18 protein-coding genes are annotated in these 22,033 nt (G+C 51.3%); 13 read left to right on the forward strand and 5 right to left on the reverse strand.

All coding sequences use genetic code 11. The features are described from left to right. The first annotated feature begins 55 nt into the window (after positions 1 to 55). The 10 genes from P3339_RS17255 (at position 56) to P3339_RS17295 (ending at position 6,646) form a co-directional block, all read left to right on the forward strand. Positions 56 to 391 (forward strand): hypothetical protein, encoded by a 336-nt coding sequence (locus tag P3339_RS17255; protein ID WP_157533389.1) that lies wholly within the window; start codon positions 56 to 58, stop codon positions 389 to 391. A gap of 117 nt (positions 392 to 508) precedes the next feature. Next, entirely contained in the window at positions 509 to 919 is a 411-nt protein-coding gene (locus P3339_RS17260; RefSeq protein ID WP_282951324.1) for a hypothetical protein, read from the forward strand. Positions 920 to 1,075: 156 nt separating this feature from the next. Next, positions 1,076 to 1,411, forward strand: coding sequence for a low molecular weight protein tyrosine phosphatase family protein (locus P3339_RS17265; protein WP_020412368.1), 336 nt, complete (start codon positions 1,076 to 1,078; stop codon positions 1,409 to 1,411). Between the two features lie 76 nt (positions 1,412 to 1,487). Then, the gene (locus P3339_RS23595; RefSeq protein ID WP_353056846.1) at positions 1,488 to 1,661 is read left to right on the forward strand and encodes a DUF6881 domain-containing protein; all 174 of its coding nucleotides are present in this window, start codon (positions 1,488 to 1,490) and stop codon (positions 1,659 to 1,661) included. Positions 1,662 to 1,849: 188 nt separating this feature from the next. Further along, positions 1,850 to 2,287, forward strand: coding sequence for a hypothetical protein (locus P3339_RS17270; protein ID WP_282951325.1), 438 nt, complete (start codon positions 1,850 to 1,852; stop codon positions 2,285 to 2,287). A gap of 77 nt (positions 2,288 to 2,364) precedes the next feature. Continuing rightward, positions 2,365 to 2,868: a hypothetical protein gene (locus P3339_RS17275; RefSeq protein WP_282951326.1), complete on the forward strand. Its 504-nt coding sequence runs from the start codon at positions 2,365 to 2,367 to the stop codon at positions 2,866 to 2,868. A gap of 1,599 nt (positions 2,869 to 4,467) precedes the next feature. Beyond that, positions 4,468 to 4,731 (forward strand): zinc-ribbon domain containing protein, encoded by a 264-nt coding sequence (locus P3339_RS17280; RefSeq protein WP_282951327.1) that lies wholly within the window; start codon positions 4,468 to 4,470, stop codon positions 4,729 to 4,731. A 66-nt stretch (positions 4,732 to 4,797) separates the two neighbouring features. Beyond that, on the forward strand, positions 4,798 to 5,253 hold the full coding sequence (locus P3339_RS17285) for a hypothetical protein (RefSeq protein WP_282951328.1): 456 nt from the start codon (positions 4,798 to 4,800) through the stop codon (positions 5,251 to 5,253). 79 nt (positions 5,254 to 5,332) lie between these two features. After that, a complete protein-coding gene (locus P3339_RS17290) occupies positions 5,333 to 5,812 on the forward strand; it encodes a hypothetical protein (protein ID WP_282951329.1) in 480 nt (159 codons plus the stop codon). A gap of 459 nt (positions 5,813 to 6,271) precedes the next feature. Next, positions 6,272 to 6,646 (forward strand): nuclear transport factor 2 family protein, encoded by a 375-nt coding sequence (locus P3339_RS17295; protein WP_020412355.1) that lies wholly within the window; start codon positions 6,272 to 6,274, stop codon positions 6,644 to 6,646. Positions 6,647 to 7,086: 440 nt separating this feature from the next. On the opposite strand, the gene P3339_RS17300 is transcribed toward P3339_RS17295, so the two are convergent. Both P3339_RS17300 and P3339_RS17305 read right to left on the reverse strand, forming a co-directional pair. Further along, a complete protein-coding gene (locus tag P3339_RS17300) occupies positions 7,087 to 9,000 on the reverse strand; it encodes a family 20 glycosylhydrolase (RefSeq protein ID WP_502867338.1) in 1,914 nt (637 codons plus the stop codon). Beyond that, positions 8,997 to 9,665, reverse strand: a complete 669-nt coding sequence (locus P3339_RS17305) for a carbohydate-binding domain-containing protein (protein ID WP_282951331.1) — start codon at positions 9,663 to 9,665, stop codon at positions 8,997 to 8,999. Before P3339_RS17305 ends, P3339_RS17300 begins: the two co-directional genes overlap by 4 nt. 740 nt (positions 9,666 to 10,405) lie before the next feature. Here P3339_RS17305 and P3339_RS17310 point away from each other — a divergent pair. Both P3339_RS17310 and nagX read left to right on the forward strand, forming a co-directional pair. Continuing rightward, positions 10,406 to 13,807, forward strand: coding sequence for a chitinase C-terminal domain-containing protein (locus P3339_RS17310; RefSeq protein WP_282951332.1), 3,402 nt, complete (start codon positions 10,406 to 10,408; stop codon positions 13,805 to 13,807). Between the two features lie 223 nt (positions 13,808 to 14,030). After that, complete coding sequence (nagX, locus tag P3339_RS17315) at positions 14,031 to 15,152, forward strand: transmembrane glucosamine N-acetyltransferase NagX (RefSeq protein WP_282951333.1); 1,122 nt, start codon at positions 14,031 to 14,033, stop codon at positions 15,150 to 15,152. 168 nt (positions 15,153 to 15,320) lie between these two features. Here nagX and P3339_RS17320 read toward each other — a convergent pair whose 3' ends face one another. Continuing rightward, the gene (locus tag P3339_RS17320; protein WP_020412351.1) at positions 15,321 to 17,942 is read right to left on the reverse strand and encodes a TonB-dependent receptor; all 2,622 of its coding nucleotides are present in this window, start codon (positions 17,940 to 17,942) and stop codon (positions 15,321 to 15,323) included. A gap of 418 nt (positions 17,943 to 18,360) precedes the next feature. Here P3339_RS17320 and P3339_RS17325 point away from each other — a divergent pair, with 418 nt between their 5' ends. Continuing rightward, positions 18,361 to 19,410 (forward strand): LacI family DNA-binding transcriptional regulator, encoded by a 1,050-nt coding sequence (locus P3339_RS17325; protein ID WP_020412350.1) that lies wholly within the window; start codon positions 18,361 to 18,363, stop codon positions 19,408 to 19,410. Between the two features lie 116 nt (positions 19,411 to 19,526). On the opposite strand, the gene P3339_RS17330 is transcribed toward P3339_RS17325, so the two are convergent. Beyond that, positions 19,527 to 20,852 carry a sugar MFS transporter gene (locus P3339_RS17330; RefSeq protein WP_282951334.1) on the reverse strand — a complete coding sequence of 442 codons (1,326 nt, stop codon included), beginning with the start codon at positions 20,850 to 20,852 and terminating at the stop codon, positions 19,527 to 19,529. A 50-nt stretch (positions 20,853 to 20,902) separates the two neighbouring features. Further along, positions 20,903 to 22,033: an N-acetylglucosamine-6-phosphate deacetylase gene (nagA, locus tag P3339_RS17335; protein ID WP_282951335.1), complete on the reverse strand. Its 1,131-nt coding sequence runs from the start codon at positions 22,031 to 22,033 to the stop codon at positions 20,903 to 20,905.

Consider the following 22,033-nt stretch of genomic DNA (forward strand, 5'->3'; position numbering starts at 1 on the left):
GCTTACATTCCACTTCGCTGCATTCCAGCTGCGGGTTATTGAGGCGTCAAAAGTTATGAAAACTATCGCAGCATTTATTTTGTTTACTCTATCTTCTAGTGCCTCATCAGATCAGGCACTTTCAACAACCGTCAGATCTCTATTAGAGTTTGGGAGTACAGATAGCTTCGTTCACGTCGGCAACAGCACACAGGCAGAATTCAATAAGCGGCGAAGTATTGCCTCATCATGCGCCCTCAACATTCTAGAAGGTGATGCCAAACAACCAATAGGCGATGGTAGCGCTAGCAATCGTGCTCTGATTATCTGCCCTGGCTTTAGAACTCTCGGCATTCGCTTAAAACCTGAAGAGTCAGGAAAATACCATATTTTGGGTTACTGGTCCCGATAAGCTTTTAACAAGTTACTACATCCGACCATCTACACTCCGCTCGCTTTGTGTTGTACGCTACGCTAGCAAAAAGCGACTCCATTCCGGCGGCGGCTGAGCAAAGCGTTAAGGGGCAGAATGAACAACACCATAAAAAACGTATTTTTCTTAGGTGTGACTCTATTAGCTGGACTAGTTTCGTGGGTTTGGGTCGAAATATCGAAAAGTAATGAATTGATCGCGATAGCGAATGATCCTATAGCGTCTGCTAACCGTGGTTTTGAAGAGGCCCTTAGTGACTATCGTCAGGATCACAAGCAATTTGTTGAAGTTTACATTCCCGGCGAAGGGTACAAAGTCCCAGGGATTTCGGAGTCGGCTCTCAAGGGTAGCCTACAGGATTTTGCGCCCAATACTTTCCTTATTTGTGGCACCGGGCTCCACTATAAAAATTTTGCGCTAGGCAAAGGCAGCCATGAATACAATAAATACTTTGCTCAGGCATACAATGCGAAGCTACTGGAGCTATTAGCCAGTGAGCGCCCTTAACAAAGCCGGGCAATTTGCTCTGGGCCTGCGGCCCTCCGCGGGACAGCTTACCTTGTGCACATTTTGCGCAAAAATGGGAGCACAGCGACCTGCGCTAAATGTGCACAAGGTAAGCTGCCCCTACCGGCGGCGTTATTCACCAATGGGTAAGGTTCAATGAATTTGCTATTCGTTTGCAGCGAGAATAGATTGAGAAGCCCAACTGGAGAAGAAGTCTTTTCTCAGTATGATGGCATCAATGCTATTGGTTGCGGCACAAATAAAGATGCAGAAACAACTATTAGCGGCGATCTTATTGAGTGGGCTGACATAATCTTCGTTATGGAGAAGTCTCACCGCAATAAGGTAATGAAAAAGTTTAAGGATTTACTAAAGGGTAAGAAGCTAGTTTGCCTGGCAATACCTGATAACTATGACCGGATGGACCCAGTGCTTGTCCGTATTTTGGAAGATAAAGTCTCTGTCCATGTTCGTCTTCAGAAAAATGCATAACAAACGCAGGCACAATCGCCAGCAAGGTGGCTGGATGTCGCTGACGCTCCGCCTGTGCTGCAGGCGTTAAGATCTTATGAGATATATAGACTTAGAATGGAAGCATTATTTCAATGATGAACCTACAAGGATTGTGTCTGAAATTGGCATAGATGACTACGAAGCAAGGAAATTGGAGTTCTTTCATGATGGTTCGGTTGGCTTTGCTTTCGGATCAACAGAAAGCCTCCATACGAGGTTATGGCACTGAAGTCGTACTGCCTTTTGAAGAAATAAACTCCCAAGATGGATTTCGGGGAAAAACAATATAAAAAAACAATTCGAGTTGCTTTGGCATGAGTATGTGCCAAGTAGCTCTTAATAAGTTCAAGCAGGTGACGCCAAAAATCGGCGCGCCTACTAAAAAGCGTTAAGCTAATTTATCTAAAGGAAAAACTAATGTTAGAAAACCCGTACACTCCGCCGAGCGTAGATTTAGATGAGAGCAGCGAATTGCAAAGGTCGATTTGGTGGAAGATATACTTCTTCTTAATTACGGTTTTGTCGTTTCTTGGTTCTTATTCTTATATTGTAGCGGAGAATTCAGGTATTCCTGAATACCTAAGTCTTTTTAGCTTAGTTATTGCAACTGTCGGATTGTTCGGTTACTGCTTTCTTAAACAAATACTCTTTCCAAAGTTCTGGATGGTGTTTTTAGTTCTATATTTTATTTATGGGATTATTTACATGTTTATATCCGAGGTTGATTTAAGAATGGGTATGTCTGAAAGTGAATTTCACATCTCTATAGCTATTGGTTATATTATGTCACTTCCAGGATATTTTGCTCTCTTTAGTTATGGACGAATCAAAAATCCAATATGGTCCAAAGCTTAACAAATTTAGGCAGTGCGGCCGCATTGCGGCCCAGATACACTTCTTGCACTGCAGCCAAAGGCATTAAAGGTAAATCAATGATCAGATCTATTTTCGTATTAGTTTCTCTAAGCATAGTATCTGGCTGTGTTGGTTTGGCTGTTGGTACTTATGGGAAAAACGAATGGGCGAGAACAGAATTCAGCTTAGGGAAAGAGAGAAATCAATTCTCTTTCGAAAAGAGAGCTTCGCCTTATTCAGAGGTTGAAATTGTTGAGCATTGGGGTAGTCCTGATTCTGTAGATCAATTTGAGCAATGCAAAGTACTCATTTATAAAGATGGAACCTCATGGGCGGGTGCAGGAGCATTTATAGGGGTAATACCGGTTCCTATCGCGGTACCAACTGGAACGTATAAGAATCGTTTTTATCTTCGTAACAATGCAGTTGTTGGCCTAATTCAAGAATATGGGGAAGTAGATCGTGCTGTTGGCTATACGTGTGGTAGCAATGAGTGCGCTGCTAGCTCTGGAGAAAAGGTTAATGAACCTGAGGTTGACGCTAAAGTGGCTGTAACACAATGGTGTGCCAAGTCCCTTTAACAAACGCAGGCAGTATGCTGCGGGCGTTATGTTTCACGAGGCATCGAGTAGATGACGCTAATTGGAAGTAAAATGGAAAGTGACTTTCGCAAAGAGTTGATACGATCCAACGACGCAATCCAAGAGCCTGACTCAAAACTTCGGAAGGTATTGACTGCCAAAGGCCATAACACTAAAACAGCGTATGTTCTTCACTGGATACCAGAGCAGCTCGAAGATTTATACACAGTGTTAATAAGTGGCTCTTACCTAGTTGATGTAGAGATCGCCAAGTACGACAACTCCAAACCGACAATAGTGGAGAGAAGCGAATTAAAATCCTACATGCACGGGCTAAGTAAAAGTAATCAAGTTAGGTTAGCAGTGGCAAAGGACTTAGCATGCACAAAAAACTTAACAAAGCCGTGCATCGTAACAGCAGTCCTTCGCTGAAATTTATGCACTTCGCTGACGCTCCGTTAACATAAATTACAACTACAGCCAGCTGTCCAGTGACGGCCGCGTTAAAAGTCATGAAAACTATTGCAGCATTTATCTTACTAGCGCTAGCTCCTAGCGCCGCATCAGAACAACCTCTGTCAACGGCTATCAGCTCTCTACTAGAGTCAGGCAACACAGATAACTTTGTTCATGTCGGCAATAGCACTAAGTCAGAATTCGCTAAGCGGCGAGGTGTTGGCTCATCATGTGGCCTCAAAATTCTAGAAGGTGATTCCAAGCAACCAATAGGCGATGACAGCGCCACAAACCATGTTCTCATTACATGTCCCGGCTTTAGAACTCTCGGTATTCGTATAAAGCCTGAAAAACTGGGCAAATATCACATATTGGGTTTCTGGTCCCAGTAAGCTTTTAACAAGTTACTGCATTCAACCGCCTACACTTCGCTCGCTTTGTGCTGTACCCTACGATAGCACAAAGCGAGCGAAGTGTAGGCGGCGGCGGAGCAAAGCGTTAACTGTTGTACACACCATGAGACTATTTACTGCTTTTTATACAAAGCTTGCACTTAAGCTTTATCCATTTAGGTGGTTATTAGTTGTGTCCTTTTTTCTTCCTTTTATAGGTTGGTCTCCTGCCTCGACGGCACTGCTGGTAATGCTGTGGGTGTGGACCAATTTAGGACTATTTCTAGTTTTAACTTATGGACCTATTAACCATTTAGAGAGCTCTATTATATGGAGTGATGGGTGGCGGCCTATAGCTTGGGTTTTCCTGATTCCAATTCTACTGGGAGCCTTGGCTGCAACAGCCCTAATTCCTTATACTCTTATACAAAGTAATTAACAAACCGCAGCAGACGCTCCCTTTGATCGCCGGGCTCGCTCAAGCGCGAGCCGTTTAACCGGGTGTTAACCAAAAACTAATGTCAAAGAAGCGTAAAATGAGATATAGAGAGTACGTAGATCATCCACGATATGGTTCCAAGCCAATATACTCCGGAAGCAAGATGACGGCTGAAATGGCTGCATCTGCTCATTGGAGCCTTGATAAAGATAGTGTTTTCCCCGAAACGGCTATCCCGGCAAATATTGATAGGCAGAACTATTCAATATTTCCGCGTAAGTTTTACGTAGATATAGAACGCTGTTGTATTCAATGCAGGCGATGGTTTATTTTTTTGCTAACGAGCAGAAGCACTGGTTTGAAGGGTTGGGGTTTTATGTTGATGCCGATTGCATCAAGTGCGTCGACTGCAGAAAAAATGATCAGAACATCAAGTTGATGCAAAAGAGATATCAGATCCTTAGTGTGAAAAAAGATCGTAATGCAAAAGAGGCATCTGAACTCAAAGGAATTGCCTTAGAGCTATTTCAATTGGGATATATTAAAGATCTATCTAAGGTGAATAGAATTGGCTAAAAACCGCAAACAAACCGGCCTATCGGCCTCGACTCGCTACGCCCGCATTTGTTGCGAGCGTTATGCATGGAGAAAAACTTCGTGCCGTTAGAACAGCAATATTTCAAATCTGAAATTTTCGACATAGAGCTTGGTGAGGATGAAGAAACCAACCCAAGAATATATGGTAAGCAGCTATCCGCTTGGCTCAGAACTAAGTTTATTGAACTCGGATACGAGGTCAAAAGTGTAATCCCGGAGGATTGGGGCTGGTGCGTTATGTGTAAACGTGCTCCATTTTCTCTTTGGATTGGGTGTGGAAGTGTAATTAACTACGAGCATGGCGATCCAGAGGGGCCAATCCCAGATACAAATGATGTTGTCTGGTATTGTTTTGTCGTCGCTGAGATTCCATTCCTAAAACGAATATTCAATAAGCCTGACGTAGAGCCCGAGGTTAGCAAGTTAAGAAAGCAGCTATACCAATTGCTTTCGGGAACCAAACGCATCCATCTTCTAGGCCAGGAAGAGGCAAATGCGTAACAAACACAGACAGTTTGCTATAGTCCTTCGGATCTCCGCGGGACGGCGTTATGATTTCAGTTGATTGAGATTTGTTCTAATGAAGAAAATAATAATTGTTCTCTGTTCGGCCATGCTTTCGGGCTGTGTTGCGTTGCTATTCGCACCTGTTGTAATGAAAGCCAATGGGGATCACTTCGAAGAAGTAGAGCCACCGCCCATCAATATGGGAGCAGTCTACATTTTCAGAAAATTAAAATTAGCAGCATCGATTTACTGCCAACCATTTTCGGTAAACGGAGAAAGAGTCCCTTGCCTAAGAAATGGTGGATATATAAGGCTGGAGCTACAACCTGGTGAACATGTGATTGGCTTTCCTAAGCGTGCTCTAGAGTTTGGTAAAGGTTTTGAGCAGAAAATTCAGGTAATTGGGGGCAAAACTAGTTTCTACGAATGGGGGACAGATCTAGATGACATTAATTCTGCTGGAAGCTATACAAGTATGACATTTGTTGAATTTCTGATCGAGCATGCACCAGAATCAGCAGTTACAATTTTAAAGGACCTAAGAAAATCATAACAAGGCGTTGCAGTACGACGTTGATCTTGCCCCGTTTTAAAGTCAAACAGACGAGGTAACGAAATTGCTACAGAAGAAAGGCTTTGAGTTGTTAAATTCAAGTGTATCGTGAGGGCTTCAGCCACTCACTGGCCACACCCACAATCTAGGCTTTAGGCAACCCAGAACAAATTCAATTCATTGCTATGTTCAAATATTAAAGAAAGAGCTTCGTGCTCAATACAAAGAACTGGAAAGTAAGCCCTAGAGCAATGAGTTCAACACCAACAATAGCGATTTGCTAGCAATTGATGAGGCTGTAGCATCACTAAATGAATTGGCAAAGCAGAAATTTCAAGGGCGTACTGTCTATGTTTCAAAATTTGATCGTGCAGAAAGCCCTAACAAGTAAATGCAATCCGACGCGCAAAATGCGCGCTCGGTTGCTTTAGGCGATAGGCAAAAACTGGAGTTTTACACATGAATACAGAGCTTGGTAAAGCAGTACAAGAAGCAGAAACAAAGCTACGGAATGCGATGTTGGATTCTGATTTAAATGCATTATCCGCGCTTCTTGCTGATGATTTAGTTTTTACAAACCACCTCGGCCAATTGCTTACCAAAAGAGACGATTTATCGGCACATGAATCAGGAAGACTTGATATAGAGTCAATCAATATTTCAGAAAATAGTATAAAAATACTGGGCAATACTGCTGTAGTTACCGCTCGAGTACAAATATGTGGAACATATGATGGCAATCCAACTAACGGAGATTTCAGGTTTACGCGTATATGGGCCAATCAGGATAATAGCCTTCAGGTTAAAGCGGCTCACTCATGTACCGTTACCTAACAAAAGGCTTGCAACACGACCCGGCCTGCAATCCTGCCATGCTTTGAACTTACAACGCTTTAGTGGACAGTAAATTTAGTATCCACTAAAGGGGGTCCTTATGGGGCAAACTTAAAGAAGAAACTATTTCCAATACACATCTGAGTTCAAATAGGTACTCGTTAGGTTGGCAAATCATAATTATATCCAAGTCACCTATATTTCCGAGGCATTAGATATACATCCGGTCCTGATCTATCGCTGGCGCAAGGAGTTTAATGACGGTAAGTGGGATGAAAAGTCGAAAGTGAAAAAGAGTAAACCGGTCGGACCTACAAAAATAATCTGCATCAGAACAGTCTTGAGCCAAGGAATGCACTTGCAAAAATTCGGAAATTGGAAAAGCAACTCAAACAGCGTAAGAAGGAAGGGCCCCGTGCCGAGGCCCAAGAGTTGGAAGATTACAGTGTCTCTTCCACAACACTGAAAGATACAGCGCGACTGGCGCGGCGGCCATCGGCGCTAAGCGCTCGAATGGCATCTACTTTCTCTGCTGGTGTCTCGGATGTGATGGGGCGCCAGGATTCACCATCATAGTATTCGGTGACCAGCCCTGGGAGGGCCTGGGCAACTTTTAGATACCCTTCATCATTCAACGCCCCAGGCACCGGGATGCGATACCCTACCCCGGTAAGATCCAGCTTGAGTAGCTCTTTGTGCCCCACCGCGGCAGCAAATCCTCTCCAGTCCGCCTCCAAAGCGGCAACATCAACGAGACCACTCTCAGCAGAAAACTCCTGCCCCGGGACCGCATCCAACTCCCAGGACGCCTGGTGCCACGCCCGCTCGGCCAGGGCCAGCAGCCGCGGGAATATCATATATTCCACCTGCGCATCGGTGCGCACCACTTCGCTCCACAGATTACCTTGTATACCGCGTACGCTGTTGGCAAAGCTTTCATCTGCCGCTTTCGCCGACCAGGCATTGCCATCGCGATCAGTAGATACTTCTGCCAGTTGGGCCGTGACCAGGGGGGCGTAACTGAAGGTCTTACGTGTGTCGGTATGGCGTGACGCCCAATAGTAACCAAGCTCCTTCGGATCGACCTCGTAAGGCATATCGAAGTACAGAAAGTCGGAGTGAGACTGCACCACGTCAAATCCGACGGCGGCGAAATGCGAGCTTTCATCACCACCACCCCAGAACAGCGGGGCCCAGGAGTTGACATAGTTGTTTTCTGTCGCGAGTTCCTCGCCGGCATCTTTTACAGCTTTAACACCGTCATTCCATGCGCCGAGCGTGGGAATCCCGGTATCATGGACCAGAGAGGCAACACGACGCGCGTAGTAGCTACCCAGCTCCGAGATGTCCGCAACCGCGCCACTGGCAACCAGCTTCTGGCACTGAGGGGAGCCCGACCACGGCTGCTTGCGAGCACCAGCGTCAACATCTCCTTTGGCGGGATCCTGCCCTGGCGCATCTTCAAAGCTGTCACCGGCGAAAATATTGACGGCCTCATCGCCACCGAAATGCCAGCTTTGCAGCGGATAGCCTGCGCGCTCGTGCATCGCCTGCACCTCAGACATCACCTTGCCCACAAACTGGTAAGTGGAGTCGGTGCAGGGGTTAACGTAGCTGTCGTCGTAGAACTGGACCGATAGGAAACGGCTGTTGTCTTCTGCATCAATCAGTCGGTAGCGCGCAGCCGCTTCCGGATCTGATTCCACCAGACGGCGATAACGCGCCTCCATCGACACAACCGCAGCCCGGGCATGGGCGGGCATATCGAACTCGGGGATCACCTCGATATGGCGCTCACCGGCATAGCGAACAATCTCAATGTAGTCCTCGACACTGAAATGGCCGCTGCCATTGTTATCCGTATTAGGGCCAGAGCCCAACTGAGGCAACAGACACTGGTTCTCCTCCAGGTCGAAACAGCGGCGAGAACCAATCTCAGTGAGTTCTGGCAGATCGGGCACTTCCAGGCGCCAACCTTCGTCCTCAGACAGGTGGACGTGGAAACGGTTGAGTTTATAAGCCGCCATCTGGTCGAGCAGCTTGAGCACCAGCGGTTTGGTATGGAAGTTACGACCTACATCGAGAAAGAGCCCGCGATGGGGGAAACGCGGCGCATCCTCAACCCGGGCTGTCATCAGCGTGCCGGCGCGTACATTGATCAGGCCAAGTAATGACTGAAGTCCATAGAAGGCGCCCGACTGGTCCGCGGCGGTCACCAAAGCGCCTGTCTCACCCACCTCAAGCCGGTAAGATTCTGCAGTATTCGCAGACAGCTTTGTATCGATCACCACTGATACGGGATAGGCTCCGGCGCCTTCACCAACGAGGCCAAAGGCATCCAGACGCTGTTTTATAACGTTGAGGGTCGCGGTCGATAACGCCCCCCATCCACAGAAAGACCCGCACTGATATCAACGGCAATACCACGACTTTCGAGCTTCAGGGGCTTGGGGATAATACGGGACTGCCACTGATCACCTTCCTGAACACCACGCCGGGAGAATTCCTCAAACCGACTGGCTGCGGTTGCCAGGACATTGGCATCCGTGGATGCCCGCTTCCAATTATCGGAGTGGTTTTTCTCAATCGGCAGAACCAGTTCGGCAATGCTATTGGAGTCGGTGGATTGGATAACCTGTGCCTGTCCGTTCGCATCGACGGTAAACAGACGCGGCATAAAGTCAGATTCGAACTGGAACCAGTACTCGGCGAGAAAATCCAGCTGCAGCGTCTCCCCTTGTGCCAGCCCCGGGAAATGGGCCAGAGGTACCAAACGGTGCAGATCTCCCTTGACATGCTCCAGGCGCAAATCGTCACGGTTCATCAGCGCCAGGGTACGGCGCACACTGTGGAAGTAGAGACTCCATTCCGAAGCACCCGGGGCCAAAGCGGCCTCGCCGGCGTTGGTCAGCGATATCCGGTAGGTCGAGCAAATTGCCCCGCTGCCGCCTTCGCGCTTGCAACGCTCTGCAAGTTCGTCGCCGGTCGCCTGGTAGTTGGTGAGCACTTCCAACTGCACCGAGAAATCTTCGGCAATCTGCCGGGCCGAACCCCATTCCGGATTGTCGTGCCCACCGCAACCCGTCAGGACGACCGTCAGTCCCAAGGCCAGGGAAAAGACTGAAATTCTTAGCTTGGTCTTATTCAGGGAGGGGATGGCGCAAAGCATGGGAGTCCTTTTCTATTTGTTATGGCACCAGTGATTGCAAGGTCCACAATAACGAAAAAGACAACGCTGTCAACCAGTGAACTTGCCTCACGTACAAGCGGTAGTCGGCCGGGTAGATCTCAGGCACCCGTTAATATTGCCGAAGCAGACGCTGCAGCGATTGCTACCACCAGAAGGGCTGGGTTTCTCAATAGATTGATTGGCTTCATGTAGGCTTCCATTTAACTTTGTTATTCCTGCGCCTCCCTTACCGGCTGGCAAGCTGGTCGGTGAACCGTAATGATCACCACCGGTAAAGCCCCTGCTTAAGGCAGAAAAGCAACCTATCAGTACCACTCGTTTTCTCCCCTTGATTCAGGTTGATCACACCGTATCTCCCCGGGGACAAGACGCAGTGTCTTGCCTCAGTCATATTCTCTTAATATTCCGCTTTGATCGTGATACGGGTCTCATATCAACTCCAGTGGCGGAACTTTCATTTTAATTGTCTTTACCCCGTAGTAATTCGTCCCTTTCTGCATTGCGATTTCCTATAAGCGATGATATTTTGACAGCGATGTCATTTTGGCAATCGCGTCACCTAACTGCCGATGACCAACAACAAAAATAACTTACTCAAGGTGAACCCAATGAAACACTTTCTCGCGCTCGGCAGTCTTGCCGTGGCGATCTTTGCCGCAGGCCAGGCGCATGCCGTGGACTGTACAGGCCTCCCGGACTGGGATGCCGCAACCGCCTACAACGGCGGTGCAGAAGTCCAGTACAACAGCAACGCTTATCGGGCCAACTGGTGGACACAGAACCAGAACCCGGAGCAGTTCTCCGGCCAGTATCAGGAGTGGACGCTGCAAGGCGCCTGTGAGGGTGCTGTTGACCAGCCTCCAGCCGGCTCCATCACCGCCCCCACCAACGGTATGACATTTAGTGAAAATGACAGCGTTATCATTACCATGGACGCGAGCGATGATAGCCAGGTCGTCAGTGTGGAATTTTTCGTCGATGGTAGCGCTATCAGTACAGATACCAGCGCGCCCTGGCAGGCCAGCTGGACCGCCGTTGCCGGCAACCCGGTGTTGCGCGCACGTATAGTGGACGACGCAGGGCAGGACGCGTTCACCACGGACGTCACCATCACCGTGAGCGCGAGCGGCTCACAAGCCCCGGTCGTCTCGCTCGACAACCCGATAGACGGTACGCAATTGGATACCGGTGCGACTGTATCCCTCACAGCCAGCGCCAGTGACCCAGATGGCAACATCACTTCGGTAGAGTTTTTCGTCGACGGTAACAGCCTGGGGAGTGACACCAGCGCACCCTACGCGATCGAGTGGACAGCGACCGAAGGCAGCCATGTCCTGCACGCAACGGCCACCGACAACGATGGCCAGAGCACTCAATCAGCCTCAGCCAGTATCAACGTCACCACACCCGATATCCCGCCAACCGTAACCCTGAATAATCCTGTCGACGGTAGCGTGTTTGATGAAGGCACCAGTGTCAGCATCGCGGCCACAGCCAGCGATACAGAAGGTGCTATTTCCAAAGTGGAGTTCTTTGTCGCCGGACAGAAAGTGGGCGAAGATTCCAGTGCGCCGTTTAGTATCGATTGGGTCGCCACTCCCGGCAATGCCTCCATTTTCGCGAGAGCATTCGATACCGCTAACCAGTCCACTGACTCCGCGCCGGTTTCAATCACCGTAAACGGTGAACCCGTAGCGGGTGACTTCCCCTGTCGTCCCGATGGCTTGTTTACCAGCCCCGGGGCGGCACCGGACTACTGCGATATTTATACCGCAGAAGGCCGGGAGATCATGGGGGCCGATCATCCGCGCCGGATCATTGGTTACTTCACCAGTTGGAGAAACGGTGCCAATGGACAACCCACCTACCTGGTGAACGATATCCCCTGGGACAAGATCACCCACATTAATTACGCTTTCGCCCATATCAATGACAGCAACGAAGTATCCGTTGGCAACACCGCCGATCCCGCCAACCCTGCCACCGGCATGACTTGGCCCGGCGTCAGTGGCGCAGAGATGGATGCGGACTTCAGCTATCAGGGCCACTTCAACCTGCTGAATAAATTTAAAAAGCAGCATCCTGAAGTGCGCACCCTCATTTCCGTCGGTGGCTGGGCAGAAACCGGTGGTTACTTCAACGAATCTGGTGATCGTGTTGCCAATGGTGGTTTCTATACCATGACCACCAATGCCGATGGCAGCATCAACCATGCCGGCATTGAAACGTTCGCCAACTCCGCCGTGGACTTTATCCGCCAGTATGGCTTTGATGGCGTCGATATCGATTACGAATATCCCACCTCAATGAACGATGCCGGCAACCCGCTGGACTTTGGCATCGCCAATCCGCTGCGCGGTTCTCTCATGAAATCTTATGTGGAGCTGATGCGTGTATTGCGTGAAAAGCTGGACATCGCGGGTGAGCAAGATGGCACCCACTACATGCTCACCATCGCCTCGCCGTCCTCCGGATACCTGCTGCGCGGCATGGAAACCATGCAGATCACCCAGTATCTGGACTACGTCAACATCATGACCTACGACCTGCACGGCGCGTGGAATGAATATGTGGGCCACAACTCCGCACTGTTCGACAACGGCGAAGATCCGGAACTGGCCGCCGCGAGTGTTTACTCCACTTCCCAGTATGGTGGTATTGGCTACCTGAATATCGACTGGGCTGTGAAGTACTTCCGCGGATCCATGTCCCCGGGCCGAATTAATATCGGTATTCCCTACTACACCCGAGGCTGGCAGGGCGTGAGCGGTGGCAACAACGGCCTGGGCGGCTCTGCCGCACTGCCAAACCAGTCCGATTGTCCGACCGGTACCGGCGGCTCTGCCAAGTGCGGTTATGGCGCCATTGGCATCGACAACATGTGGCACGACCTGGACGAAAACGGCGTGGAAATGGGCGCGGGCTCGAACCCCATGTGGCATGCCAAGAATCTGGAAAGTGGCATCCTCGGCTCCTATGTCACGGACTACGGGCTCGATCCAGCAGGCGACCCGGACGATGCGTTTGTCGGCACTTACGTACGTAACTACGATGCCGTGTCTGAAGCGCCGTGGCTCTGGAACAGCACCAAGAGTGTGTATATTTCCACAGAAGACAAAGAGTCAATGGACGCGAAGGTACAGTACGTCATCGACCAGGGTGTCGGTGGCATCATGTTCTGGGAACTCGCCGGTGACTACGACTGGGATGCCGCCAAGGGTGAGTACTATATGGGCTCCACCCTGACGACCCTCGCCTACGACAAGTTTGCCAGTGCGGTGCCCTATCGCGAGCAGCGCAGTGATCGCGTAACTCCGTCCGAAGCGATCGATGTGGGTATCGAAATTTCCGGATTCAAACTCGGCGACCAGAACTACCCGCTGAACCCCAAGCTGTACATCACCAATAACACCGGTGGTGTATTGCCCGGCGGTACTGTATTTGAGTTCGATATGCCGACGTCGACATCCAACATCATTACCGATCAGAGCGGTGCCGGTCTTGAGGTCATCGAGGATGGCGCCAATTCTGGTGGTGGCAATGTCGGTGGACTTGAGAACGAATTCCACCGCGTGCGCTTCGCCCTGCCCGACTGGCAGGATCTTGCCGATGGCGAGACCTGGGATATGACCTTGAATTACTACCTGCCCGTTTCAGGCCCTCAGGCCTACACAGCCACCGTGAACGGTACAACGTACGCACTGGCATTCGAACATCCGGAACTGCCCCTGGCGACGCCTGCGGGTGGTGGCGACGGCGGCACTGGCGGAGGCAGTGGAGGGACCAGCTGTGCCGACGCCGGTGTCGATACCAGCGGACTGGTGACCTATCCACAGTGGCCCTCTGGCGATCACGCCAGCGGCGGTCAACAAATCATTCATGATGGCAGCGTATACCGAGCAAAGTGGTGGACAAATTCGGTTCCAGGAAGCCCCGATGGCAGCTGGGAATTTGTCTGCAACGTGAACTGAGTTTTAGCGGGGGCAGGAAGCCCTCCGCTGTTACAACAGGATGTTGCCAATTTCTCTCTGAAGACGTTACAGGTTATTACTCCTGTACTTGCCCCGGTCTCCGGGGCCTTTTTATTTTTGACCAAGGAATTTTTCTCATGCTCGTAAGCGCAACTTCCCGAACTGCACGCGCGACAATGACTGCCTCGCACTCATGAATCCTGGTACGGAATCAAGCGGTAGCATGCAACAACAGACCAACTACTCTCCCACTAGCCACAGGCGCCTGGCATCCGTCGATGCCTTGCGTGGCTTTGATATGTTCTGGATTATTGGGGGCGAATCCCTGTTCGCCCCGCTGCTGTCCCTGACCGGGCTCGGTGCTTTTGCGTGGGGACAGGCACAGATGCAGCACAGTACATGGCATGGATTTACCCTGTATGACCTGATCTTCCCACTGTTTATCTTTCTTTCCGGAGTTACCCTCGGTCTGGCCAATAAAACCTTGCGGGGCCAGCCACCACAACAACGCCAGAGCGCATACAAAAAAGCGATCAAAAGACTGCTGATTCTTGTGGGGCTCGGAGTGCTTTATAACCACGGCTGGGGCGCAAGTGTTCCCCCCGACCTGTCCGAAATACGCTATGCCAGTGTTCTCGCCCGCATTGGCTTTGCCTGGTTCTTTGCCGCACTGATTGTCTGGCACTGTCGCCCCATCGCCCAGTACCTGATTTTTGCGGGTATCCTGCTTGGCTACTGGCTCCTGCAACTCGGACTGGGGGATTTCAGTATCTCGGGATCAATTAACGCTGCGGTAGACCAATGCTGCCTGCCGGGCATCACTTATCAAGGCAAGCCGTACGACCCTGAAGGGCTGCTGTCTACCCTGCCCGCCGTCGCCAATGCCCTCGCCGGCGTTTTTGCCGGCCGCTGGCTGCATCTGCACCGAGACCAGCCAGGCAAACTGCTCAGGGGATTGTTCCTCGCCGGTATCACCCTAAGCGCACTCGGCTGGACCTGGAACCTGGTTTACCCGGTGAATAAAGATTTATGGACGGGATCCTTCTCCCTCGTCACCATTGGTTGCAGCCTGCTGTTCCTCGGTTGCTTCTACCTGATTTCGGATATATGGAAGTGGCGCTGGTTTACCACTCTGTTTGCCGTGATCGGTTGCAATGCCATTCTGGTGTATATGGCCAGCAGCCTGGTGAACTGGACCTACACAAGCAAGAGCCTGTTTGGCGGCATTGCCTCTGTATTTTCTTCTGCGGATGCCGGGAACCTGGTGATTGTTATCGGTGTGCTGGCGGTACAGTGGATTATTCTCCACTGGCTTTACCGTCGAAAACTGTTTGTCAGCCCCTAGGGAGCCTCCATCAGGCTTTGCTCCACTCCCTGCTTGCGACTTCCACAATCAAAGTACCGGTCATACGGGATAAAAATACTGCTACTCATATTTATCAACACCCATAATTACAATAATTCAGCGATAAAAAAAGCCGGGCAATGCCCGGCTTTTTCCGTTCAACTTCGATTAGAAATTGTATCGTGCTCCCACAACGAAGCGACGGCCATTTTCATACAGGGACATGAGACGATCTTCATATTCGCTGTACTCTACGACCTGCTCATTGGTGAGGTTCACTGCCTCCAGAGTGATCTGTGCGTTGTCAGTGACGTTGTACGAGAAGCTCGCATCCAGCTGACCAAACGCGTCATTGGACAGCGGGTTACCGTTCCAATGGAAGCCCTTGCTCCACTCCGAGCGATAGTTGTACATCATCCGCGCACCGAAGGTATCGTTTTCGTAGTAACCCATCAGGTTAGCCATGGTATCGGAGATACCAACAACACTATCGGAACCAGTATCGGTGTAGGTGTAGTTCGCCTGAACACCAAAGCCGTTGTCGAAGTCGTGCAACACAGCCAGCTCAACACCAGCGACCAGGCCACCATCACCATTCACCTGGCGACTAAAGTCAACGTCAACCCAGGTAGCAGTCTGTTCATCGTAACGCGCTTCGGTAAAGGTCTCCTGAGCCAGGTAACTGTGGTTCTTTTTAATAAAGGTCGTTGCGGAGAACGCAGACACATCACCGTAGTACCACTCGTAGGAAACGTCTAACTGGTCCGCCAGGAACGGCTCCAGCTGAGGGTTACCGGCCTGCCCCTGGGGGTCCGGTGCATTCAGAGCACCAAAGGTCTCGAACGGAGAAATCTGGTTCCAATTCTGACGAGCCATAACACGGGCAACCGCAGTACGAATCACCATATCGTCATTCAGATCATAAGCAATGTTAAAGCTCGGCAGGATTTCGCTGTAGTCGTTATCTTCCGTGACCCAGGCCAGGTAAGACGGATTCAACCAATCGCGATCAACCGTTTGGAAGCCCCAGGAATCGCTGCTGAACTCGTAGCCGGAAGAGGCTTGCTCAGTAGACACATAGCGCAGACCGAAGTTACCGCGGTAGTTGTCACCCTCGAAATTCGCCTGAACATATACCGCAAAAATATCTTCCTCCACTGCCCAGTTATTGGCCAGCTCGAGAGAGCGTGCGTAATCGGCGCTGACACCGTTCAAGCCAGCAAACGCGATTTGCTCCATCACGTCACGCATTTGTGCCAGTGCGGTGGTGGAGTTACCACCGGCGGGCGTATCAAAACTCACAACGCCGCCAGAGTTCAAACCACAAGAAGATAAAGTCGGGCAATTTGCGAAGATATAATCAAGGTATGAGCCAGCGAGATCCTCATTGCCAGTCATAGTCTCAGGACCATGCCAGCTGTATACGATACGCTGCTGGGTACGCTCGGCGTTGCGAACCTTGACACCTGTCTCGATAGAGGTAAATGCACCCGCCTCTATCGGCAGCTCGAGATCTACCTGGAAGTAGGTTTCTTCATCAGTGGTCGGGCGCTCACCGCCCCAGATCCAGCCAGCGGCATAGGCATCTGCATCACTAGGCGCAGGATTGGAGTCGAGAGATGGCGCGTTCAGGTCAAACTCATAGTCGCCACCGGACCAACCATACTCCCAAGAAGTCTCGCGATAGGTACCGCCCTTGGCAGAAGTATTACCGGCAACAATATCAACGCTGAATGCATCAGTTACATATTCGGCAGTCAGGGTATAGGACTGAGATTCAGAGGAAGATACGCGGTTGATCCAGTTCACAACACCACGGCCGTCACCAGAAATCTGGGAAGCCACAACACTGTTGCCACTCAGCTGACCATTAGTTGCATGATCGACCGCATTGTCTCCTGCGAATACCAGCCAGTTGGCATTCATGTTATCCGCGTCCATGCTGGTGTCCAGCACGTCCAGAGTCAGCTGCAGCTCGTCGGTCGGACGCAGCTGAGCAGACAGGAATACAGTTTCGCGCTCGCGCTCCTGAAAGAAAGTCGGGGTACCCATGGTACCGGGAACCATTACGCCAGGAGTGGCTTCGTCGGTCCAGGACAACACTTCAAAACCGGAACGCTGAACAGTGCGGTCCTGCTTGGCCGCAGATACCAGCACACCAAAGGTTTCGCTATCGTTCTTCCAGGAGTACTGGCCAGAGATGCTCGGGTCATACTCTTCCGAAGTTTCTGAGTAGATGCTCTCTACTGCAATCGCAGCCTGACCCGCGTCGAGGTCAAGCGGACGGTGAGTACGCACGTTAACGGTACCACCCAGGGAACCTTCGTCCTGAGAAGCCTGCGGGCTCTTGGTTACCTCGAGGGAGGAGATCAGAGTGGAAGGCAACAGGGTAAAGTTGAAGCTGCGAGACGGATTATCCAGAATGAACCAGTCAGCAGTACCGACAGATTGACCGTTCAGGGTTGTACGGTTGTAATCTGGACCCGCGCCACGAATAGAAACACGTTCCCCTTCACCGAACTCGCGGCTTACCGCCACACCCGTGATACGGGATAGAGATTCAGCGATGTTTTTGTCCGGGAACTTACCGACGTCTTCCGCAGAAATTGCGTCGACAATTGCACCAGCATTTCGCTTGGTGCTCAAGGCATCCTGGAGAGAGCCACGAATACCGGTTACAGAGACTTCCTCAATAGCTTCATCCGACTGGGCAGTCGCCAGCGGAGCCATCAGGCCACCACTGAGTACAGCTGCACTGATAGACAGAGCGAGTTGATTGCGCTTTAGCATCGATTTCCCCTTCCTTGCTTATTATTTATATGAAGGTTGTGAGTAATTTTTTTATTTCACCTCGTACCGCAAAATGATAGCGCTGTCATTTAGGGTTATGATAGCGCTGTCATTCTAAATAATCGAAGATACACAGGATTACCCGGAATTGCTACCGTCTTTGGAGTAAAAAAACCTTCGGTCCGAGCGATTGATGTAACGACATTCCGCACCTCGTAGATACCAAAACCCTTTAATTTAAAGCCGTTAGCTCAAGGGCGGAAAATCCGGGGGCTGTTCCGCAAGCTTCATCCACATCAAATCCAGCACTTACTTACGCTACTCACGGCGAATTTCCGGTCATTTCTGCTAGGATGGCGGACAGACCAACGGTGCAGCGACAAGCGCCGACGAAACAGTTCAAGGACCAGACGGCCCCATGAAAGCCACCATTAACGACGTCGCCGCGCATGCGGGAGTATCCATAAAAACCGTATCCAGGGTCATCAACAACGAGCCCTCGGTGCGCCCCGCAACCAAAAAGAAGGTCGAGGATGCGGTCAAGGCCCTGAATTACCAGCCCAACCTGGCCGCCCGCAATTTGGCCAGCTCCCGGACATATACCATCGCGTTTATTTACGACAACCCGAACGCCTACTATGTGATCGACATGCAAAACGGTATCCTCAATGCCTGTAAGGCCAGGGGCTATGAGTTGCTGATCCATCCCAGTAACTCCAAATCGGCATCGGTCCACGATGAACTGAAAAATCTGGTCGAACACTCAAAGGTGGCCGGACTCGTTTTGACTCCGCCTTTTTCGGAAACACCGGCCGTGATCGAGACACTCCAGGATCTCAACGCAGACTACGTACGCATCGTTTCCAAAACCGCGGATGTAAAGGACCAGGACAACTGCATTCAGGTAGACGACTCTGCCGCCGCGTTTGATATCACCCGCCACCTCATCGGGCTCGGCCACAAGCGCATCGGCTTCCTCTGCGGTGGAGAAGAACACATTTCTACCCACAGTCGTCTTGACGGGTATCGGCATGCCATGAAGGAAGCCGGCCTCCCTGTGGACGAATCCCTGATTCTCAAAGGAGAGTACTCGTTTGATTCCGGCGTTCAGGGTGCCAAAGCATTGCTTGGTACTGACAACCCGCCCAGTGCCATCTTCGCCAGCAACGATGAAATGGCGGCCGGTGCACTCTTTGCCGCTCGATTAATGAACGTCGACATCCCGTCCCAGCTCTCCATCGTAGGATTCGAAGATAGCCCTTTCTCCAGGCAGACCTGGCCGAAACTGACAACCGCGCACCAGCCCAACAACGAAATCGCCAAGTGTGCTGCCGCACTCGTGCTGAGCAAAGCGCGCGGTAAAACATCCGGTGAGAACGCCAGCGCCAGCAAGGAAGCGGGTATTCAACGTGAATTCACTCCCGAGCTCGTCGTACGTGATTCGAGCGGAAGCGCTCCGGGCAACTGATCCTTCCAACTTTTACCTCCCCCCAAAAAAAGCCCTCCTTTAAGGAGGGCAGGTTCACGCGAGCCAAAGGGATACAACGACGAGAATCAAACTGACTGATGCAACATGCAGCGGAATTATTTCCAGCTGCGTATCTTGTGCCCTTTCAGGGCATAGAAAAGGATGAACAGGTAGCACGGCAGCGCTACCCAGTAGCCCGTGCGCACTTCACCGGCGATTTCGGACAGAGGACCGAAACCAAAGGTTGGGATAATGGCCCCACCGGCAATGCCCATAATCAACAGCGCAGACCCCTGCGCGGTCAGACGTCCAAGACCGTCCAGGGCGAGAGGCCAGACGGCAGGCCACACCAGTGCGTGCGACAACCCCATCAGGGCAACGAAAGTGATGGTGTCAGGGACTACTGGAGCGATACCACTCCACCCCCACAGGATATCGGCCAGTAAAGTACTTTCCTGTGAACCAAACAGCACACCGACCACACACAGGCTGCCAGCCACCGCCGACCCGAACAAGGCTTGCTGCTGGCTGATAAAGCGTGGAATCCCTACAACACCAATGGTGTAACCGATCACCATAAACACCATGGTGTAGGACGTGAGGGCGGCGTAATTGGACAAACCAAGACCTTCGCCATAGAGGCCGATGGTGTCACCCGCAATAACCTCGACACCAACGTAGGCGAACAGCGCCAGAGAGCCGAGTACAACCTGGGGGTAACGCAGAATATCGAGGAAGCTTCCCTCAGATTGGCCAGCGTCATCTTCGTCGATTTCCGGCAGGCCGGAAAACTTCACCAGTCCAACCAACGCGAACAGCGCAATCGCCATGTAGATGTAAGGCATGATCAGGCGGCTGGAAACTTCCGCCAGCTGGACTTCCCGTTCAGCCGCAGACAGTTCGGCCAGTGATTCACTATTGAAATCGGTCAGGCCAGACAGCACAAGCGCTGTAAAGGCCAAAGGTGCGAGCACACCCGCGCTTTTACTGATAATGCCCATGATGGCGATACGCATGGCCGCGCTTTCAGCAGGCCCCACCTTCACCACGTAGGGGTTTGAAGCCGTTTGCAGAATGGTCAGGCCAGCCCCCAGGCCAAACAGAGCCACCAGGAAAACCAGGTAGCTACCGGTTTGCACAGCCGGAATAAAAATCAGCGCAGCGACTGCCATGATCGCAAGGCCAATGGCCATGCCATCGCGGTATCCCGTTTTACGCAGGATAAACGACATGGGCAACGCCATGACGGTGTAGGCAATATAAAACGCAAAGGTAACGAACAGCGCCTGGAATTCTGTGAGATCACAGAGCACTTTCAGGAACGGCATCAGCGAGCCATTCAGCCAGGTCACAAAACCAAAAATGAAAAACAGCATGCCGATAATTGCCATAGGCAACAGGCTGCTGCGCGTCTCTCTTTGAACACTAACGGCGGATTCCATAAGAAGCACCTTTTATATTTATTGTTGTTTGAACGTATTACGAAAAAACTTCAAATGCTGTGAACCTCCCTGCCCGAAATCCAGGTCCTGCGTACCTGCAACTCGCTATCCAGTAAAATCATGTCTGCCGGCGCACCCACTGCCAGTCGGCCACCTTCCACGCTGAGGAACGTCGCCGGATAAAGGGAGGCCATTCGCAGTGCTTCCTCCAGTGGCACATCACACCAGTCTCGAATATTTCGTACGGCACCGATCATATCGAGGTGAGAACCTGCCAGCTCTCCGGTAGTCGAAGTTAACTTGTCACCCTCGCGGGTCACCACGCGCTCAAATAAAGGAAAGCTGGTCTCTTCACTACCGACTAGCGACATGGCATCTGTCACCAGCATCAATTTTCCCCGGGGCTTGGCCTTCAGAGCCAGGCGAATTGCATCCGCACAGACATGATGGCCGTCAACAATCAGACCACACCACGCATCGTCGCTGATCAACGCCGTTCCGACCACACCCGGTTCCCGAGACTGGAACGGCGACATCGCGTTATACAGATGGGTAAATCCGCTCGCCCCCGCTTCCAATGCCGCAGCGGTTGTCGCCCCATCGGCATTTGAGTGCCCAAGACACACATGCACGCCCAGCGACACCAGCTTGCGGATATCCTCCGGCGCAACATTTTCGGGCGCCAGCGTCACGACTTTTACACCCAGGTCACCACGCGCATAAATATCCAGCTCTGCCTGATTGAGACCTCGAATAAAACGTGCCTCATGGGTACCCTTTTTCGGAGTACTGAGATGCGGCCCCTCAAAGTGCACACCGATAATGCCGGGTATTTTTTTACGCAAGGCGGTACTAATCGCGTCCGCCGCGCGCTGCATGACTTCAACCTCATCAGTGATGAGTGTCGGCAACATACCCGTGGTGCCAAAACCGGCATGCGCACCGGCCATCTTCTGCAACGATGCCAACGTCGGTTCATTGTTAAATAATGCACCCCCACCACCATTGACCTGAACATCAATCAGGCCCGGCGCCAGGGTACCGGGCAAGCGCTCCGCGCCAGAAGCCGGCACATCACCACCTATCGCAGCAACTCTGCCATCGGCATTGATTGAGACCGGGATATCATTGAGAACCCGCTCACCATCAAACAAACGCTCTGCCAGCAACACCTGAACCAC

Origin of the sequence: Microbulbifer sp. MLAF003 (assembly GCF_030012965.1) — a bacterium.
Classification (GTDB): domain Bacteria; phylum Pseudomonadota; class Gammaproteobacteria; order Pseudomonadales; family Cellvibrionaceae; genus Microbulbifer; species Microbulbifer variabilis.

Excerpts from the sequence above, each read along its gene's own strand:
- P3339_RS17310 (WP_282951332.1), top strand. The coding sequence starts at position 10,406 with ATGACCAACAACAAAAATAACTTACTCAAGGTGAACCCAATGAAACAC.
- nagX (WP_282951333.1), top strand. The coding sequence starts at position 14,031 with ATGCAACAACAGACCAACTACTCTCCCACTAGCCACAGGCGCCTGGCA.
- P3339_RS17275 (WP_282951326.1), top strand. The coding sequence starts at position 2,365 with ATGATCAGATCTATTTTCGTATTAGTTTCTCTAAGCATAGTATCTGGC.
- P3339_RS17290 (WP_282951329.1), top strand. The coding sequence starts at position 5,333 with ATGAAGAAAATAATAATTGTTCTCTGTTCGGCCATGCTTTCGGGCTGT.
- P3339_RS17280 (WP_282951327.1), top strand. The coding sequence starts at position 4,468 with ATGCAGGCGATGGTTTATTTTTTTGCTAACGAGCAGAAGCACTGGTTT.
- P3339_RS17265 (WP_020412368.1), top strand. The coding sequence starts at position 1,076 with ATGAATTTGCTATTCGTTTGCAGCGAGAATAGATTGAGAAGCCCAACT.
- P3339_RS17295 (WP_020412355.1), top strand. The coding sequence starts at position 6,272 with ATGAATACAGAGCTTGGTAAAGCAGTACAAGAAGCAGAAACAAAGCTA.
- P3339_RS17270 (WP_282951325.1), top strand. The coding sequence starts at position 1,850 with ATGTTAGAAAACCCGTACACTCCGCCGAGCGTAGATTTAGATGAGAGC.
- P3339_RS17285 (WP_282951328.1), top strand. The coding sequence starts at position 4,798 with ATGGAGAAAAACTTCGTGCCGTTAGAACAGCAATATTTCAAATCTGAA.
- P3339_RS17260 (WP_282951324.1), top strand. The coding sequence starts at position 509 with ATGAACAACACCATAAAAAACGTATTTTTCTTAGGTGTGACTCTATTA.
- P3339_RS23595 (WP_353056846.1), top strand. The coding sequence starts at position 1,488 with ATGAGATATATAGACTTAGAATGGAAGCATTATTTCAATGATGAACCT.
- P3339_RS17330 (WP_282951334.1), bottom strand. The coding sequence starts at position 20,852 with ATGGAATCCGCCGTTAGTGTTCAAAGAGAGACGCGCAGCAGCCTGTTG.
- P3339_RS17320 (WP_020412351.1), bottom strand. The coding sequence starts at position 17,942 with ATGCTAAAGCGCAATCAACTCGCTCTGTCTATCAGTGCAGCTGTACTC.
- P3339_RS17255 (WP_157533389.1), top strand. The coding sequence starts at position 56 with ATGAAAACTATCGCAGCATTTATTTTGTTTACTCTATCTTCTAGTGCC.
- P3339_RS17325 (WP_020412350.1), top strand. The coding sequence starts at position 18,361 with ATGAAAGCCACCATTAACGACGTCGCCGCGCATGCGGGAGTATCCATA.